General features: G+C 66.1%; 17 protein-coding genes. 5 read left to right on the forward strand and 12 right to left on the reverse strand.

Annotated features, from left to right (window positions below; genetic code table 11):
- Positions 1-517, reverse strand: a 517-nt coding sequence (locus WBQ44_RS13135) for an AMP-binding protein (protein WP_495567121.1), incomplete at its 3' end; no start/stop codon positions are given.
- Positions 518-519: 2 nt separating this feature from the next.
- Here WBQ44_RS13135 and WBQ44_RS13140 point away from each other — a divergent pair.
- Positions 520-924: a hypothetical protein gene (locus tag WBQ44_RS13140; protein ID WP_495567122.1), complete on the forward strand. Its 405-nt coding sequence runs from the start codon at positions 520-522 to the stop codon at positions 922-924.
- Here the strand turns inward: WBQ44_RS13140 and WBQ44_RS13145 are convergent.
- The 5 genes from WBQ44_RS13145 to WBQ44_RS13165 form a co-directional block, all read right to left on the reverse strand.
- Positions 845-1,273 (reverse strand): LysE family transporter, encoded by a 429-nt coding sequence (locus WBQ44_RS13145; protein WP_495567123.1) that lies wholly within the window; start codon positions 1,271-1,273, stop codon positions 845-847. The genes WBQ44_RS13140 and WBQ44_RS13145 overlap by 80 nt on opposite strands.
- A gap of 5 nt (positions 1,274-1,278) precedes the next feature.
- Entirely contained in the window at positions 1,279-2,382 is a 1,104-nt protein-coding gene (dapC, locus tag WBQ44_RS13150) for a succinyldiaminopimelate transaminase (protein ID WP_495567124.1), read from the reverse strand.
- Positions 2,383-2,384: 2 nt separating this feature from the next.
- Positions 2,385-2,708 carry a ferredoxin gene (gene fdxA / locus WBQ44_RS13155; RefSeq protein WP_493836973.1) on the reverse strand — a complete coding sequence of 108 codons (324 nt, stop codon included), beginning with the start codon at positions 2,706-2,708 and terminating at the stop codon, positions 2,385-2,387.
- Between the two features lie 112 nt (positions 2,709-2,820).
- Complete coding sequence (locus WBQ44_RS13160) at positions 2,821-3,546, reverse strand: hypothetical protein (protein ID WP_495567125.1); 726 nt, start codon at positions 3,544-3,546, stop codon at positions 2,821-2,823.
- A 3-nt stretch (positions 3,547-3,549) separates the two neighbouring features.
- Positions 3,550-6,114: a bifunctional FO biosynthesis protein CofGH gene (locus WBQ44_RS13165; RefSeq protein WP_495567135.1), complete on the reverse strand. Its 2,565-nt coding sequence runs from the start codon at positions 6,112-6,114 to the stop codon at positions 3,550-3,552.
- Between the two features lie 79 nt (positions 6,115-6,193).
- Between WBQ44_RS13165 and WBQ44_RS13170 the strand changes: the two genes are divergently transcribed.
- From WBQ44_RS13170 to WBQ44_RS13180, 3 genes are read left to right on the forward strand one after another with little or no spacing between them, the layout of a single operon-like run.
- Positions 6,194-6,682, forward strand: a complete 489-nt coding sequence (locus tag WBQ44_RS13170; RefSeq protein ID WP_495567126.1) for a PH domain-containing protein — start codon at positions 6,194-6,196, stop codon at positions 6,680-6,682.
- The gene (locus WBQ44_RS13175) at positions 6,679-8,193 is read left to right on the forward strand and encodes a PH domain-containing protein (RefSeq protein WP_495567127.1); all 1,515 of its coding nucleotides are present in this window, start codon (positions 6,679-6,681) and stop codon (positions 8,191-8,193) included. The genes WBQ44_RS13170 and WBQ44_RS13175 overlap by 4 nt, the downstream gene beginning before the upstream one ends.
- Positions 8,181-8,876, forward strand: a complete 696-nt coding sequence (locus WBQ44_RS13180; RefSeq protein ID WP_495567128.1) for a uracil-DNA glycosylase — start codon at positions 8,181-8,183, stop codon at positions 8,874-8,876. Before WBQ44_RS13175 ends, WBQ44_RS13180 begins: the two co-directional genes overlap by 13 nt.
- Here the strand turns inward: WBQ44_RS13180 and WBQ44_RS13185 are convergent.
- The 5 genes from WBQ44_RS13185 to typA form a co-directional block, all read right to left on the reverse strand.
- Positions 8,803-9,255: a hypothetical protein gene (locus WBQ44_RS13185; RefSeq protein WP_495567129.1), complete on the reverse strand. Its 453-nt coding sequence runs from the start codon at positions 9,253-9,255 to the stop codon at positions 8,803-8,805. The two genes, WBQ44_RS13180 and WBQ44_RS13185, sit on opposite strands and share 74 nt — an antisense overlap.
- Before the next feature lie 28 nt (positions 9,256-9,283).
- Positions 9,284-9,442, reverse strand: a complete 159-nt coding sequence (locus tag WBQ44_RS13190; RefSeq protein ID WP_495567130.1) for a hypothetical protein — start codon at positions 9,440-9,442, stop codon at positions 9,284-9,286.
- Between the two features lie 30 nt (positions 9,443-9,472).
- Positions 9,473-10,375: an N-acetyl-1-D-myo-inositol-2-amino-2-deoxy-alpha-D-glucopyranoside deacetylase gene (gene mshB / locus WBQ44_RS13195; protein ID WP_495567131.1), complete on the reverse strand. Its 903-nt coding sequence runs from the start codon at positions 10,373-10,375 to the stop codon at positions 9,473-9,475.
- A complete protein-coding gene (locus WBQ44_RS13200; RefSeq protein WP_495567132.1) occupies positions 10,354-12,057 on the reverse strand; it encodes an ABC transporter family substrate-binding protein in 1,704 nt (567 codons plus the stop codon). The genes mshB and WBQ44_RS13200 overlap by 22 nt, the downstream gene beginning before the upstream one ends.
- Before the next feature lie 156 nt (positions 12,058-12,213).
- Positions 12,214-14,151: a translational GTPase TypA gene (typA, locus tag WBQ44_RS13205; protein ID WP_495567133.1), complete on the reverse strand. Its 1,938-nt coding sequence runs from the start codon at positions 14,149-14,151 to the stop codon at positions 12,214-12,216.
- A 185-nt stretch (positions 14,152-14,336) separates the two neighbouring features.
- Here typA and WBQ44_RS13210 point away from each other — a divergent pair, with 185 nt between their 5' ends.
- Complete coding sequence (locus WBQ44_RS13210; protein ID WP_495567134.1) at positions 14,337-14,513, forward strand: hypothetical protein; 177 nt, start codon at positions 14,337-14,339, stop codon at positions 14,511-14,513.
- On the opposite strand, the gene WBQ44_RS13215 is transcribed toward WBQ44_RS13210, so the two are convergent.
- Complete coding sequence (locus WBQ44_RS13215) at positions 14,491-14,913, reverse strand: (deoxy)nucleoside triphosphate pyrophosphohydrolase (RefSeq protein WP_495567136.1); 423 nt, start codon at positions 14,911-14,913, stop codon at positions 14,491-14,493. The genes WBQ44_RS13210 and WBQ44_RS13215 overlap by 23 nt on opposite strands.
- Between the last annotated feature and the right edge of the window lie 61 nt (positions 14,914-14,974).

Below are 14,974 nucleotides of genomic sequence, written 5' to 3' on the forward strand. Positions count from 1 at the left end.
ATTGCCATGCCTTGGCGACGGCGTCGAGCCCGGACGCGATGGCGTCACGCGAGAGCAGAACACCTTTGGGTGGGCCCGTCGTGCCGGAGGTGTAGAGGGCGAAGGCGATCGACGACGGGTGCGGGTCGGGGTAGCTGTGCCAGGACCGCGCGTGTTGCCGGACCGGTAGCACCTGGAGGCCGGCGGTGTCGTCGGGGGCTTCGCCGAGCCAGGCCTGAGCGCCTGAGTCGCGGAGGATGTGTTCGCGCTCCGCGGGGCCGGCGTCGGGCGGAACGGGAACCACGGTCACGCCGGCGATGAGGCAGCCGACGACCGCGAGCACCGTCTTGACCGACGGGGTTGCGAGGACGGCGAGCCGTTCGGCCTGCGAGATCCGTTCGGCGACGGACGTCGCGGCGCCCAGGATGTCCGCGCGCGAGAGCGACACGTCGCCGATGACGACGGCGTCGTCCATGTCGTCTCCGCGGGCGACGGCGAGTGGGTTCAATGACCGAAGCAGCACATGGTTACCGTACATACATGGATGCGGACGGAATCGACACCGGCGACTACGCCGAGTACATGACGGTCCCTGCCGGCGACCTGCAGCCTGGGGTCTACCTCATCGGCACCGACGCCGAACAGGATGCGGACTCCGAGGAAGAACTCGACCGGGATCTACAGGACGGGGAGGTCGAGGACGACCTGGACGTCGCGCACGTGACGGACGGTGCGCCGAGGCTCGTCTATTCGGTCCAGTCGGACGACTTCTGGACGCGGGTGGAGCTGGCCGATCTGCGCGCCACGCAGATCTACGAGGAGGCGCACGCCCGCAAGCCCTCGACCAATACCGAGCCGAAGCGGTTCACGACGGTCGAGGCCTTCGGCAGCAACGAACTCGTCTACATCCTGCGGATCCGGCGCGGCGGCTGGGACGTCGAATAAGACGACGAGCTAGACGGACGAGGCGACCGTGCCGATGCCGAGCGCTGCGAGGATCCCGGCACTGTGCGGTCGAGCCAGTCGGTCGCCTTCGGCCTGCGAAGCAGCGCGACGGCGCGCGCGGCGACGACAACTTCGACCACCCCAGCGTCATGGCCCCGGTGAAGGTGACGACGGTGAGGAATTGCGGTAAGACGGCCAGGTAGAACAGTGCGGCCAGGCCGATGGCCACCAGAACGGCCCAGAACAATCCGCCGGGCGCGACGCCCATCGCGGCGGCGAAACCGGGCTTGGCGCCGCCGATGCTGTAGCGCAGAACGAGAAGTGAATCCAGGCCGGGCAGAATCGCCACGCACCCTAAACGGTCAACCGCTCCACAGCCGAACAGATTCTTTCGTCGGTGGCGGTGAGCGCGATACGAACGTGCTGCGCCCCGCCAGGGCCGTAGAACTCGCCGGGAGCTGCGAGAATGCCGCGCTCGGCCAGCCAGTCGACAGTGTCGCGGCACGGCTCGCCGCGCGTTGCCCACAGGTACAGCCCTGCCTCGGAATGGTCGACGGAGAAGCCGGCCTTCTCGACGGCGTTCTTGAGGTCCGTGCGGCGCGCGCGGTACCGCTCACGCTGTTCGTTCTCGTGTTCGTCGTCGGTGAGTGCGACGGTCATCGCAGCCTGCACCGGAAGCGGAACGATCATCCCGGCGTGCTTGCGCACCTCGAGTAGGTCTTTCACCAGTGCCGGGTCGCCGGCGACGAAACCCGCCCGGTAGCTCGCAAGGTTGGACGTCTTCGACAACGAGTGCACCGCAAGGAGATTGGTGTGGTCGCCGTCGCACACTCGCGGATCCAGGATGGACACCGAATCGGCTTCCCAGGTCAGGCCCAGGTAGCACTCGTCGGAGACGACGACGGCGTCACGCTCTCGCGCCCAGGCCACGACCTTGCGGAGGTGGTCGACGGGAAGCACTTTGCCGGTTGGATTGGACGGTGAGTTGACGAAGATCAGGGCGGCGTTCTCCGGTCCGAGCCGGTTGAGACCGTCGGCGCGGACGATGCGCGCACCTGCCAGCAGAGCGCCGACCTCGTACGTGGGGTACGCCAGTTCGGGGATGACGACGAGATCGCCGGAGCCGAGTCCGAGAAGGGTCGGCAGCCAGGCGATCATCTCCTTGGTACCGATTGCGGGCAGCACGGCGTCGACGGACACACCGGTGACGCCGTAGCGACGGGCCAGAGCGTCGACTGCCGCGGTGCGCAGTTCCGGTGTGCCCACGGTCGTGGGGTACCCCGGCTCGTCCGATACCGACGCCAGAGCGTCACGGATAATCGGAGCGACAGGGTCGACCGGAGTCCCGACGGACAGGTTGACGATTCCGTCGGGGTGACGCTGCGCCACAGCTTTCGCTTCGCTCAGCGAATCCCAGGGGAAATCGGGAAGACCGGAGGCGACGGAGATTCGTGCCAAGGTCAGCTCTCACCCATGGGAGGTAGGGCCTTGATGAACGGCGGGTCGTAGTCGACCTTGCCGAGCTTGCCTGCGCCACCGGGTGAACCCAGGTCGTCGAAGAAGTCGACGTTGGCACTGACGTATCCGTTCCACTGTTCGGGAACGTCGTCCTCGTAGAAGATGGCCTCGACGGGGCAGACCGGTTCACACGCACCGCAGTCGACGCACTCGTCGGGGTGGATGTAGAGCATCCGTCCACCCTCGTAGATGCAGTCCACCGGGCATTCTTCGATGCATGCCTTGTCCAGCACATCCACGCACGGTTCCGCAATCGTGTAGGTCACTGCAGCTCTCTCTCCCTTTCGCACAGCCGGCTCCGATGTTCCGCCGGCCTTCGAGCGCCCTGAGCATCCTAGTATCGCGTCGAAGATTTCCTTCTATCCGCGCAGGGTGTCCTCACTTCGGCGCGGTGGCCTGTTGCTTCAACCATCGCCTGGCTTCCTTGGCGGCCCTGGCCAGGGCTCCGCGTTCGCCGAAGTAGCTGGCGACGCCTCCGACGACCGGGATATTGGAGATCACTCGGAAAAACATCCGGCTGTGCGGACGCTTGGCGAGTTCGCCGGAGACTTCACGGAACACGTTGGCGACGTCCCACATGCCCCGGAGCAGCGCGAATGGGCCGCGTCCACGATTCGACGGCGGCGTTTGCTGCTTCGGAATGTCGGCGGTGAGGTCGATCTCTCGATCGCAGAGCACCGATGCCAGCAGACGGACGTGAGCCGATCGTTCCATCACTCCGTTCTCGCGCGCGACGGCGACGAGCACCATCGCCTGATTTGCGAAGCCGAGCAGGTCCTGCAGCGGGAGCCGGTTGGCGAGCACACCGAACACGCTCGGGAACGCCACGGCGACGGTGTTCAGGGCGCCGATGCGTCGGACCCACCAGTGGGAGCGGGCGTCGGCGTCGAGCTCCGACCACGATTCGGTGCCCGGAAATTCGGTCGTGTTCAGCGCCCACGCGAGCGCGTCCAGGACCTTGTCGAACTTCGTGTCGTCCTGGGTCGGGGTGCGGAACGTGCGTCCCTTCAATCCGACCGGATCGCGCGAGACGAGCAGGTCGAGCACCGGGTCGATGATGGCGACGGCCCGGTCGAGGGCGTTGGCGACGGTACGGTCGTCCATGCCTCAGACCAGCCCGAGGGCAGGTACGCGCTCGATGAGCTCGTAGGTGGTGGTGCGTTCGCGGGCCGGTCGACCGATGCCGCGTGCGATGTCGTGTAGTTCGGCGACGGTCTTTTCCGAACCGTTCTGACTACCTGCCATGCGAGAGATCGTTTCCTCCATCAGAGTTCCGCCGAGGTCGTTCGCGCCCCCGTTCAGCATCACCTGTGTACCCGTGGTGCCCAATTTGACCCATGAGGTCTGGATACTGTCGATCCGGCCGTGCAGCATGATGCGCGCCAGCGCGTGCACAGCCCTGTTGTCCCGGTTCGTCGGCCCCGGCCGTGAAGCTCCGGCGAGATACAGCGGCGAGCTCTGATGCACGAACGGCAACGGAACGAACTCGGTGAACCCGCCGGTCTTGTCTTGAATCTTTTTGAGCACGTTCATATGCCCGACCCAGTGCGACGGATTGTCGACGTGCCCGTACATCATCGTCGAGCTCGACCGCAGGCCCACCTCGTGCGCGGTGGTGACCACTTCGATCCATTCCGCGGCAGGCAGCTTGCCCTTGGTCAGCACCCAGCGGACCTCGTCGTCGAGGATTTCCGCAGCCGTCCCGGGGATCGTGTCGAGGCCCGCGGCACGCAGCTCGGTGAGCCAGTCGCGGATGGACTGACCACCGCGCGAGGCGCCGTTGACGATCTCCATCGGGCTGAACGCGTGCACGTGCATCGACGGCACCCGCGCCTTGACCGCACGCACCAGGTCGGCGTAGCCCGTCACCGGAAGTTCGGGGTCGATGCCGCCCTGCATGCAGACCTCGGAGGCGCCTGCGACGTGCGCCTCCCAGGCGCGGTCGGCGACCTCGGTGGTCGAGAGCGTGAACGCATCGGCGTCGCCCTTGCGCTGCGCGAACGCGCAGAACCTGCAGCCGGTGTAGCAGATGTTGGTGAAGTTGATGTTCCGGTTCACCACGTAGGTGACGGTGTCGCCGTTGACCTGCTTACGCAGGTCGTCGGCGAACGCCGCGACCGCATCCATACCCGGACCCTCTGCAGTGGCCAGCGCTAGATATTGCTCGTCGGACAGGCCCGCCGGGTCTTTTTCGGCAGCGTCCAACGCCGACACCAGGTCTCGGTCGACGCGTTCGAGGCCGGCGAGATCGCGAACCTGCTCGCGGATGGACTCCCAGTCACCAAACGCATTCGCCAGGTCGGATCGGGTTTCGGTGTTGCGGCCGTCGGTGTCGATCTCGGTGTTGAGGTCGACCCGGCCCGAGGACTCCCATTCCTCGTCGGGTTCCTGCCACGGCAGCCCCGTCGGCGTCACGCCGACCCTGGCCATCCCCGTGTCCGGGTCGGAAAGCGCGCGGACGTGCGCCGCGATCCGCGGGTCGATCCACGGCGACCCGGCCAGGACGTACTGCGGTTGGGCTGCGGTGCGTTCGACCAACGTGTAGCCCGCCGCGAGGCTCAGCTCGGCGAGCGTGTCGAGGTTCGGCCACGGACGCTCCGGATTGACGTGATCGGGCGTGAGCGGCGACACCCCGCCCCAATCGTCGACGCCGGCCCCGAGCAACGCTGCGGTTTCGTCCGGTTCGACGAGATTGGGCGGCGCCTGAATGCGCATGGCAGGCCCGAGGAGGATGCGGGTGACGGCGATGGTGGCGAGGAATTCTTCGATGCCTGCGTTCGGTGCCGCGCGCATCACAGTGTCGTCCTTGGCCAGGAAGTTCTGGACGATGATCTCCTGCACGTGCCCGAAAGCCTTGTGCACCTTGCGGATCGCCATGATCGACTCGGCCCGGTCACGGATGGTCTCGCCGATACCGACGAGAATGCCGGTGGTGAACGGAATGTTGAGCCGTCCGGCGTCGGTCAACGTGCGGAGCCGGACCTCCGGATCCTTGTCGGGACTGCCGTAGTGGGCCTGACCCTTTTCCTCGAACAGCCGACGCGAGGTGGTCTCGAGCATCATGCCCATCGACGGCGCGACGGGCTTGAGCCGTGAAAGCTCCTGCCAGGACATCACTCCCGGGTTCAGGTGCGGCAGCAGACCGGTTTCCTCGAGCACCTTGATCGCCATTGCGCGGACGTAGTCGAGCGTGGAATCGTAGCCGCGCGAATCGAGCCACTCCTTGGCTTCGGGCCACCGCTCCTCCGGGCGGTCACCGAGGGTGAACAGCGCTTCCTTGCAACCCAGTTCGGCGCCCTTACGCGCGACCTCGACGATCTCGTCGGGGTCCATGAACAACCCGTGGCCCTCTGCCTTCAGCTTGCCGGGCACCGTGACGAACGTGCAGTAGTGGCACTTGTCGCGGCACAACCGGGTGATCGGGATGAACACCTTCCGCGAGTAGCTGACCGTGTTGGGCCGACCGGCATCGACCAGGCCCGCATCACGTACCCGGGACGCCGACGCCATCAAATCCACCAGGTCCTCGCCGCGCGCATGCAGCAGCACAGTGGCCTCGTCGACGTTGAGACTCACCCCTTCGCGTGCGCGTCGCAGCACGCGACGCATGGCAGACGGGGCGGGGGCTTTTTCTGCTACGGGAGCGGGGGCGGACGCGGGATCGGGCAGCATGGTCACCCGTCGATCATGCTCCTTCGACGCGTGCGCGTGCCACCGGAGGGTCGACGGGCGGGCGACTAGGTTGGAACCCATGATCACGATGACCGACCCGGCCTGGCGTCCGAGTCCCCGCGCGAAGCAGTTGTGGGCGATCAACGCGGCACTGCTCTGGATTCCCGTGTTCATCGCTCAGGCAGTGTGGGCGTTCGTGGTGGACGACTGGACGAGCCGGGCGCACGTCGCGGTGTTCGGGGTGACCGCGATTCTCGCCGCACTGGACATCATCGTCACTCCGATCTGGCGATATCGGGTGCATCGGTGGGAGATCAGCGACACCGCCGTCTACACCCGCACGGGATGGTTCAACCAGGAACGCCGGATCGCGCCCATCTCGCGCGTACAGACCGTCGACACCGAACGCGGCCCGATCGACAGGATGCTGGGCCTCGCGACGGTCACCGTCACCACCGCGTCGTCCGCCGGGGCGGTGAAGATCACCGCACTCGACACCGAGGTCGCCGACGACACCGTTGCCCGGCTCACCGACATCGCAGGGCGGACGTTGGGCGACGCGACATGAGTGCCGACACCCAGCTCCTGGCCGAGGAGGACCGTCAGCCGTGGTTGCGGCTCGACAAGCGGATGCTGCTTGTGCACCCGGTCAACGAGGCAGTCAAGGTTCTTCCGGTCCTGCTGTTCTCGTTCGTCGTCGGCAGTCAGAGCGGCAATCACCTGTGGGGCCTGGGCATCGTCGCCGTGGTCGTCGTGTTCGCGATCCTTCGCTGGTTCACCACGAGCTACCGCATCGGACCCGTTCATGTGCAACTCCGGACCGGGGTGTTCCAGAAGAAACGATTGTCCGTGCCGCGCAGCCGGATCAGGTCCGTCGACATCGAAGCCGGGGTTCTGCACCGTCTGTTGGGGCTGTCGATCCTGCGGATCGGCACCGGACAGCAAGCAGGCAAGGGCGAGAAGTTCGAGCTCAACGCGCTCGCCTCGACAGTCGTGCCCGCGCTTCGTGAGGAACTTCTGCAGCGAGTCACCGCACGGCCGGACGGCCCGCCCACCTCCGCACCGGTGGAAGACGAGATCGCGCACTGGCGCCCGTCGTGGGTCCGCTTCGCACCGTTCTCGTTCACAGGCATCGTGACCATCGGAGCGGCCGTCGGCGTCCTCTTTCAATACGGCTTCGGGGAGCGCATCGCCGATTCGTCGGTCGTCTCCGACAGCCTGGACTCGGCGGCTCGTCTGGGCATCGCGCTCGTCGTGGTGGTGGCCCTCGTCGTTCTGCTGATCGTGGCCAGCGTTCTCGCCTGCGTTCGATACCTCGTCGTCTACGGCAACCTGAAGGTCACCGACGACGGCACCAGGTTGCACGTCGCACACGGATTGCTGAAGACCAGATCGACGACCCTGGACCGCAAGCGGCTGCGCGGCACGTCGCTGTCCGAGCCGCTACTGCTGCGTGTGGCGAAGGGTGCGCGCCTCGACGCCATCATGACGGGTGTCAGTGCCGAGAAGAAGGAGTCCTCGTTGCTGCTCCCACAGGCCCCGGCCCATGAAGCCCGGCGAATGATGACGGTCGTCCTCGGTGACGCGGGAATGCATGCCGACGCGGGAATGCATGCCGACGCGCGAGAGCCGCTACGGGCGCACGGACCGGTTGCGCGCCGCCGACGGTACGTCCGGGCGGTGGGACCCGTGCTCGTCGTCGCGACCGGGTTGGCCGTTGCCGAGTTCGCAGGCGTTCCGATCCCACCTGTGGCGTGGTTTGCTGCGGCGCTCCTTCTCGTCGGCGCAGTGTTCGTCGCGTGGGACCGGTACCGGAGCCTCGGTCATGCCGTCCTTCCCGGATGGCTGATCACGCAACACGGGTCGCTCGATCGCACCCGCCACAGTCTCGAAGCCGCGGGCATCATCGGGTGGACCGTCCGGCAGACGTTCTTTCAGCGTCGCGCGGGCGTCGCCACCATCGTCGCGGCAACCCCTGCGGGCATCGGCCGCTACGAGGTCCTCGACATCCCGATCGATACAGCCTGGGCGCTCGTCGAGGCCGTCACCCCCGGGGCAGGAGACAAGTGGGCAAGCTGAGCTCGATCGACGAACTCGACCTCGCCGTCAGCTCCTGCCGGGCATGCCGCAGGCTCGTCAACTGGCGCGAAAAGGTAGCGGCCGAGAAGAAAGCGGAGTTCGCCGATCAAACTTATTGGGGCAGGCCGGTTCCCGGGTTCGGGCCGACGGACGCCGCAATGCTCATCGTCGGCCTCGCGCCCGCCGCCCACGGCGCCAACCGCACCGGGCGCATGTTCACCGGCGACCGCAGCGGCGACGTGCTCTATACCGCGCTGCACGCCGTGGGATTGGCGAGCCAACCCACCGCTACGCACATCGGCGACGGCCTCACCCTGTACGGAGTGCGCATAACCTCGCCGGTGCACTGCGCTCCCCCGGACAACAAACCCACGATCACCGAACGCGATCGCTGTCAGAAGTGGCTCGACATCGAGCTCGGATTGCTGAAGCCGAACTTGAAGTCCGTCGTCGTGCTCGGCGGCTTCGGGTGGCAGTCGCTACTGCCGGTGCTCGAGCGGAACGGGTGGGAGATGCCGCGCCCACGGCCGAAGTTCGGACACGGCGCCCGAGTCGACCTGGGATCCGTGCGGCTGTTCGGCAGTTTCCACGTGAGTCAGCGCAACACCTTCACCGGACTGTTGACCCCGTCGATGGTCGAGGACGTACTGCGGGCTGCAGGCTCGCATGCGGGTCTTCTGTGAGCGACTTCAGTCGCCACGCGAACAACAGCACTCCGGGCGGAACCAGACCACCGACGAGCAGCAGAGCCGTTCGCCAGTCGGCCAGCAGAAGTACATCGTTGCCCGGCCCACCCATCATGGCAACGAGTACCGCGAACACCCACGCGATCAGAGGCGACGCGACCGCCAGAGGCTTGTCTGCTACTTTGCGAGCCGCGAACAGCAGCATCACGTTGGCCACGCCGGCCACCAACGCGCTGACCGGCAGCGGTACCTGGCCCAGATAGGTGGGCAGGAACAGAACCGCGAGGATGCCGCAGAGAAAGCCGTCGAAGATCAGTACTGCGAGAGTTGCCCTCGACACGAGGACGACAGTATTGGACGCGGCCTTCGAGATCATGGCGCCAATACTGACGTATCCAGCGCTATCAGGAGACCGGCGGGTATCCCAAAGACGTCAACAGGTTGCTCAGCACCGAGGCGAGATCGGTCAGACCCTGCTGGTACAGCATCTCCTGACGGGGGAAATCCGGCATGAGCGAGTTGACGAATGCCACGATGGCGTCCTGCACGATCCAGTTGTACATATCTGTGTCCCACCCTGTGTCCAGCCAACGTTAGTGATGCAGGTCATATCCTAGTACGCCGGAGAACAGGTCGTGCTCCCTACCCGCGGAGTCCACCGTGCCGAGCGTCCCGCGAACGAGGACGTACTGTTCGTCGGCCAGGATCGGTTGCACGATGTTGTTGGACAGTGCGTACTCGCTGCCCGACGGTGCGACGGTCACCTGCGTCGCGTGCGCATGCAGCGCCGCGCGCTTGACATCGAGCACGTCGCGGACGTCGAGCGAGGTTGACACGACGGATTCGGGCACGCTCGGCAGCTCCCCCGGTTCGGGATTGCGCCAACCCTCGGGAACCTCCGTTGTTGCCGCGATCCCCTCGCGCAACTGCGTCTCGCCGGTGACGGTCCAGTAGAACTTCTGCGGTGTCCACGGAGTGCCCGCTGCCGGGTAACGCTCGGTGCCCGCGAGGTCGAACGCCTCGGTAACCAGCGAATGCGCCTGCTGATGGTCGGGATGGCCATATCCGCCCTCGGGGTCGTAACCCACGACGACCTCCGGTCTGACGCTGCGCATCACCGTCAGCATCGCCGTCAAGGCCTCGTCGCGGTCGGCATTGACGAATGCCCGTGGGTTGGCCGCTGCCGGCGTACCCGCCATTCCGGAATCGCGCCACCGACCGGCGCCGCCGAGGAAGCACGGCGGACTCGCCCCGAGAACGTCGAGGGCCCTGTGCAATTCGAGTATGCGGTAGCCGCCGAGCTGATCGGCCTCGTCGGCGACGAGGCCGGCCCAGCGCTCGCCGATGACCTCACCCTCCTCGCCGAGGGAGCACGTCAACACCGTGACGTCGACGCCCGCCCGGGCATAGTGGGCGATGGTGCCGCCGGTGGTGATGGTCTCGTCGTCCGGATGTGCGTGAACGAGAAGCAGTCTCACTCGGGTGTCCTCGTCCATGTTGCTGCGTCACCGAAGATGCCGACCTCGATCGGCCCGGTCAACGACGCTCCTTCCACGCCGCTGCCGACGGCAACAACGGACGAATCCTGCATGATCGGCAGGACCGCCGCCAGGTCCCACAGCCTGGGCTCCGCCTCGTCGATCAACCGGTCGGCGGCGAGTTCGCCGCGCAGTGCGCGGTCCAGCGACGCCTGCAGTTCGGGAACACACAACCCCGACAGATTGCTGGGAGCAGGCAGGTCTTCTGGTTGCGGGGCAACATCTTCCGCCGGTGCTGCCGACGCGGTCGGCGTGCAACCGAAGCGTGATGCCATCACGGTTGCCGGGTCGTGGCCCGCGCTGGTCCAACCGACGACCGCATCGACCTCTCCGTCGGTCAGCGCGGTGCTGTACAGCTCCTCGGGCGCCAGCGGCGTCACCGATGCCGTGATACCCGCACCGACCAGCTGATCGGCGGCGGTGTTCGCGACAGCGAGTGCGGTGGCGTCGTTCTCCACGGCGCCGATCACGAATTCCACCGGCGCCCCGGCAGTTCCGAGCTTGCCGTCGGGCAACGGCGCCATACCGGCGGTCCCGAGCAATGCCATCGCGGCGTCCCGTCCGATGGGCGCGGGCGCGGTCGGCTCGTACACCTCGTCCGACGGGCTCGTCAGTTGTGCTCGCGCCGGGGTTCCCGCTGTGCCGGATCCAGCGGCCACCGTCGCGAGCAGCGAAGGATCGAGCAGGCCCAGAAGTCCCTTGCGCACAGCAGGATTCGCAAGCAAAGGCGTCCGGCCGTTGACGGTCACGGAGAGCACCCGGGGTTGCAGACGCATGTCTGTGCGCACCCCGGGAATCGCCGCGAGCTGGGCTGCGGTGGCGGTGCTGGCCCGAACCTGGGCAATCTGAGCGTCGTCGGAGCGCAACGAATCGGCCAGCTGCGCGGGAGTTCCGCCGCGGCGCAGGAGAATCTGATCGAGTACGGCGGGCTGATCCCAGAACCGGTCGTTGCGCTCGAGGAGGATTTCGTCGCGGCCCTGGTCGATCGACTTGATGTTGAACCGGCTACCCGACACCGGGACGTTGTCGCTCAATCCGGTTTCGAATCCGCCGGGCGAATCTTTGAGCAGGTGGCTGGGAAGCAGGTCGGTGAAGAGCCGCTGCCACGCCGGATACGGCTCGGAGAAGGTGACGTCGACGGTTTTGCCTCCGCCGGACGACGCCACGTGGTCGACGAGAGCGTACCCCGCCGGGTCCACGACGCCGGGTTGGGTGATCATCTGCTGCCACAGGTAGCGGAAGTCTTCTGCGGCGATCGGCGCGCTGTCGGACCACTGGGCTTCGTTCCGCAGGATGTAGGAGACCGTGAACGGGTTCTGGCTCGTGACCTCGGCCGAGACGAGCACGGACAGATCGGGGGCCCACACGGTGCCGATGCCGTCCTCGGGGTCGACGACGGGCCGGAACGGGCTGGGGAGGACCAGCGCACTGACGGCCGAGTTGGCCGGAGACTGGTCGGCGAGAAGGTGGGGATTGAAGCCGAGGCCCACGTCGTCGATTGCCACGACGACACCGACTTGCTCGTCGGTTACGGCCGGAGGCGCAGGCGTCGTCGTGACGACTGCGGTTTCGCTCTCGACAGGAGGCGGTGGATTTGCGGTACAGGCTGTGAGCACCAGCACCGCAAGCGCCGAAGTCAAAGTTCCGACGATCGGTGTCCCGGTCCCGATGTTCCGCTCGAACGCCCGCCGCACAGTGACACCCCTTCGTCGACTCCCCTATCGTCCCAGTGCCACATGCGCGTGGTCGGCCCCGGAAGAACGGGAGCCGACCACGCACACGGGCGTCAGCGCAGCTTACAGAGAAGCCTTGTCACGCGACTTGCTGCGTGAACGCTCACGGGCGCGCTCGTTGGAGTCCAGGTGAACCTTGCGCACGCGAACCACCTCGGGGGTGACCTCGACGCACTCGTCGCCCGCACAGAATTCCATGGCCATTTCCAGGTCCAGCTTCTTCGGCTTGGCCAGGGTTTCCATGACGTCGGCGGAAGACTGACGCATGTTGGTCAGCTTCTTCTCGCGGGTGACGTTGATATCGAGGTCTTCCTGACGCGGGTTGATGCCCACGACCATGCCCTCGTAGGTGTCCGCACCGGGCTCGACGAAGAACGTGCCGCGGTCGGCCAGTTGAATCATCGCGAACGGTGTGACCGTGCCGTTACGATCCGAGACGAGCGAGCCGGTGTGGCGCGCACGGATCTCGCCGGCCCACGGTGCGTAGCCGTGGAAGACCGCGTTGGCGATACCGGTGCCGCGGGTGTCTGTGAGGAACTCGGTGCGGAACCCGATGAGGCCGCGGGAGGGAACGATGAACTCCATGCGGACCCAGCCTGCGCCGTGGTTCGTCATCTGAACCATCTTGCCCTTGCGTGCGGCGAGCAACTGGGTGACGGCGCCGAGGTATTCCTCCGGTGTGTCGACCATGAGCTCTTCGAACGGCTCGTGCAGTTTGCCGTCGACCTGCTGGGTGACCACCTGAGGCTTGCCGACGGTGAGCTCGAAGCCCTCACGACGCATCTGCTCGACGAGGATGGCCAGCGCCAGCTCGCCACGACCCTGGACCTCCCAGGCATCGGGACGGCCGATGTCGAGGACCTTGAGCGATACGTTACCGATGAGCTCCTGGTCGAGGCGGCTCTTGACCATGCGAGAGGTGAGCTTGTGGCCGCTGACGCGTCCGACGAGCGGGCTCGTGTTGGTGCCGATGGTGACCGAGATGGCCGGCTGATCGACGGTGATGCGCGGCAGGGCGACCGGGTTTTCCAGTTCGGCGAGCGTGTCGCCGATCATGATGTCCGGGAAGCCCGCGACAGCGACGATGTCGCCTGCGACACCCTTCTCGCCGGGGACGCGCTCGACGCCGATGGTGTTGAGGAGCTCGGTGATCTTGGCTTTCTGGACGACGGGCTCGCCGTCGACCTCACGCATCCAGCTGACGGTCTGGCCCTTGCTGAGCTGGCCGTTGTGGATACGAACCAGGGCGAGGCGGCCGAGGAAGGCCGATGCGTCGAGGTTGGTGACATGCGCCTGTAGCGGCGCGTCGACGTTGCCCTTGGGCGCGGGGACGTAGCTGAGCAGAACCTCGAACAGCTCGTCGAGGTTCTCGGCGTCCGGAGCGTTTCCGTTTTCGGGCTGAACCTTCGACGCCTTGCCTTCACGGCCAGAGGCGTAGAGGACGGGAAGGTCGAGGGCGAGCTCTGCGGCTTCGGACGCTTCGTCGTCGAGGTCCGACGCGAGGTCGAGCAGCAGGTCGTGACTCTCGGAGACGACCTCCTCGATACGGGCGTCGGGACGGTCGGTCTTGTTGACGACGAGGATGACGGGAAGCGACGCGGCGAGTGCCTTACGAAGCACGAAGCGCGTCTGAGGGAGCGGGCCCTCGGATGCGTCGACGAGAAGGACGACGCCGTCGACCATGGACAGGCCGCGCTCGACCTCGCCACCGAAGTCGGCGTGGCCGGGGGTGTCGATGACGTTGATGACGGTCATGGTGCCATCGGCGTTGCGTCGGTGAACGGCCGTGTTCTTGGCCAGAATCGTGATGCCTTTTTCTTTTTCGAGGTCACCCGAGTCCATGACGCGGTCGATCGCTTCGGCGCGCTCCTCGAACGCACCGGACTGCCGCAACATAGCGTCGACCAGGGTGGTCTTGCCATGGTCGACGTGTGCAACGATTGCTACGTTGCGAAAAGTTGTGGTGATATCGATGTTGTCTGCACTGCTTGGGGCACTCACGCGAAAAATTCTCCTGGGTCGAATGCGGGCTCTTGTTCGCTAGCGGGCTTATGTCGCTAGAGAAGCGCGCTGCACCGCGAGATTCTCGCGACCGATCGAGTTTACCCGCTGGGACGGGGTGACCTGCACCACGCAGTAGTCTTGGTCGTTGATTCACCCCCCGTTAACGAAATCGGAGCACAGCAATGGGCAAGGTCAAGGCCAAGAAGGTGTCGGGCCTCAAGCCCAAGAAGAAGTGTTGCCGGAAGAAAATTCGATGCGTCTCGTGCCCGGTCGTCATCATGCGCATGAAAAAGCTCGAGGACGCCGGAGCCACCGGAAAAGACTTGAAGAAGGGCCTCAAGAAGGCTCGGGCTGCCTGAGCATCTCACCGATTTCCGGCACCCAGGCTCGGTCGGCGTCCACCAGATCCATTTCGCGCAGTCCGCGGGCATCGACCCAGCGGATCGCCGAATGTTTCAGTGCAGCAGGCGTTCCCGACACGAGCTCGACGCGATAGGCGCGCAGGGTCATCCCGCCTGCCAGCCCCACGTCGCCGACCAGCGGCGAGCGGACCGTCGTCTCGACACCCAGCTCTTCACGCAGTTCGCGCACCAGAGCGTCCTCCGGGGTCTCGTCGTTCTCGACCTTGCCTCCGGGCAGCTCCCACAGGCCCGCCAACTCGGGCGGACGCGACCGCTGAGCGAGCAGAAGCAGACCGTCCGCGACGATGGCGCCCGCCACGACGAGGCCCGAAGTTGCTGCCGGTGTGGGATTGGTCATGCCACGATCATTTCCATGACCGAACTGCTGACGAACTCCGATATCGACGACGCCCTCGCAG

This window comes from Rhodococcus sp. (in: high G+C Gram-positive bacteria), assembly GCF_049591685.1.
Lineage (GTDB): Bacteria > Actinomycetota > Actinomycetes > Mycobacteriales > Mycobacteriaceae > Rhodococcoides.

Bases quoted from the DNA above. Each gene is read 5' to 3' on its own strand.
- WBQ44_RS13140 (WP_495567122.1), top strand. From the start codon at position 520: ATGGATGCGGACGGAATCGACACCGGCGACTACGCCGAGTACATGACG.
- WBQ44_RS13160 (WP_495567125.1), bottom strand. From the start codon at position 3,546: ATGGACGACCGTACCGTCGCCAACGCCCTCGACCGGGCCGTCGCCATC.
- WBQ44_RS13165 (WP_495567135.1), bottom strand. From the start codon at position 6,114: ATGCTGCCCGATCCCGCGTCCGCCCCCGCTCCCGTAGCAGAAAAAGCC.
- WBQ44_RS13170 (WP_495567126.1), top strand. From the start codon at position 6,194: ATGATCACGATGACCGACCCGGCCTGGCGTCCGAGTCCCCGCGCGAAG.
- WBQ44_RS13175 (WP_495567127.1), top strand. From the start codon at position 6,679: ATGAGTGCCGACACCCAGCTCCTGGCCGAGGAGGACCGTCAGCCGTGG.
- WBQ44_RS13185 (WP_495567129.1), bottom strand. From the start codon at position 9,255: ATGATCTCGAAGGCCGCGTCCAATACTGTCGTCCTCGTGTCGAGGGCA.
- WBQ44_RS13190 (WP_495567130.1), bottom strand. From the start codon at position 9,442: ATGTACAACTGGATCGTGCAGGACGCCATCGTGGCATTCGTCAACTCG.
- mshB (WP_495567131.1), bottom strand. From the start codon at position 10,375: ATGGACGAGGACACCCGAGTGAGACTGCTTCTCGTTCACGCACATCCG.
- WBQ44_RS13210 (WP_495567134.1), top strand. From the start codon at position 14,337: ATGGGCAAGGTCAAGGCCAAGAAGGTGTCGGGCCTCAAGCCCAAGAAG.
- WBQ44_RS13215 (WP_495567136.1), bottom strand. From the start codon at position 14,913: ATGACCAATCCCACACCGGCAGCAACTTCGGGCCTCGTCGTGGCGGGC.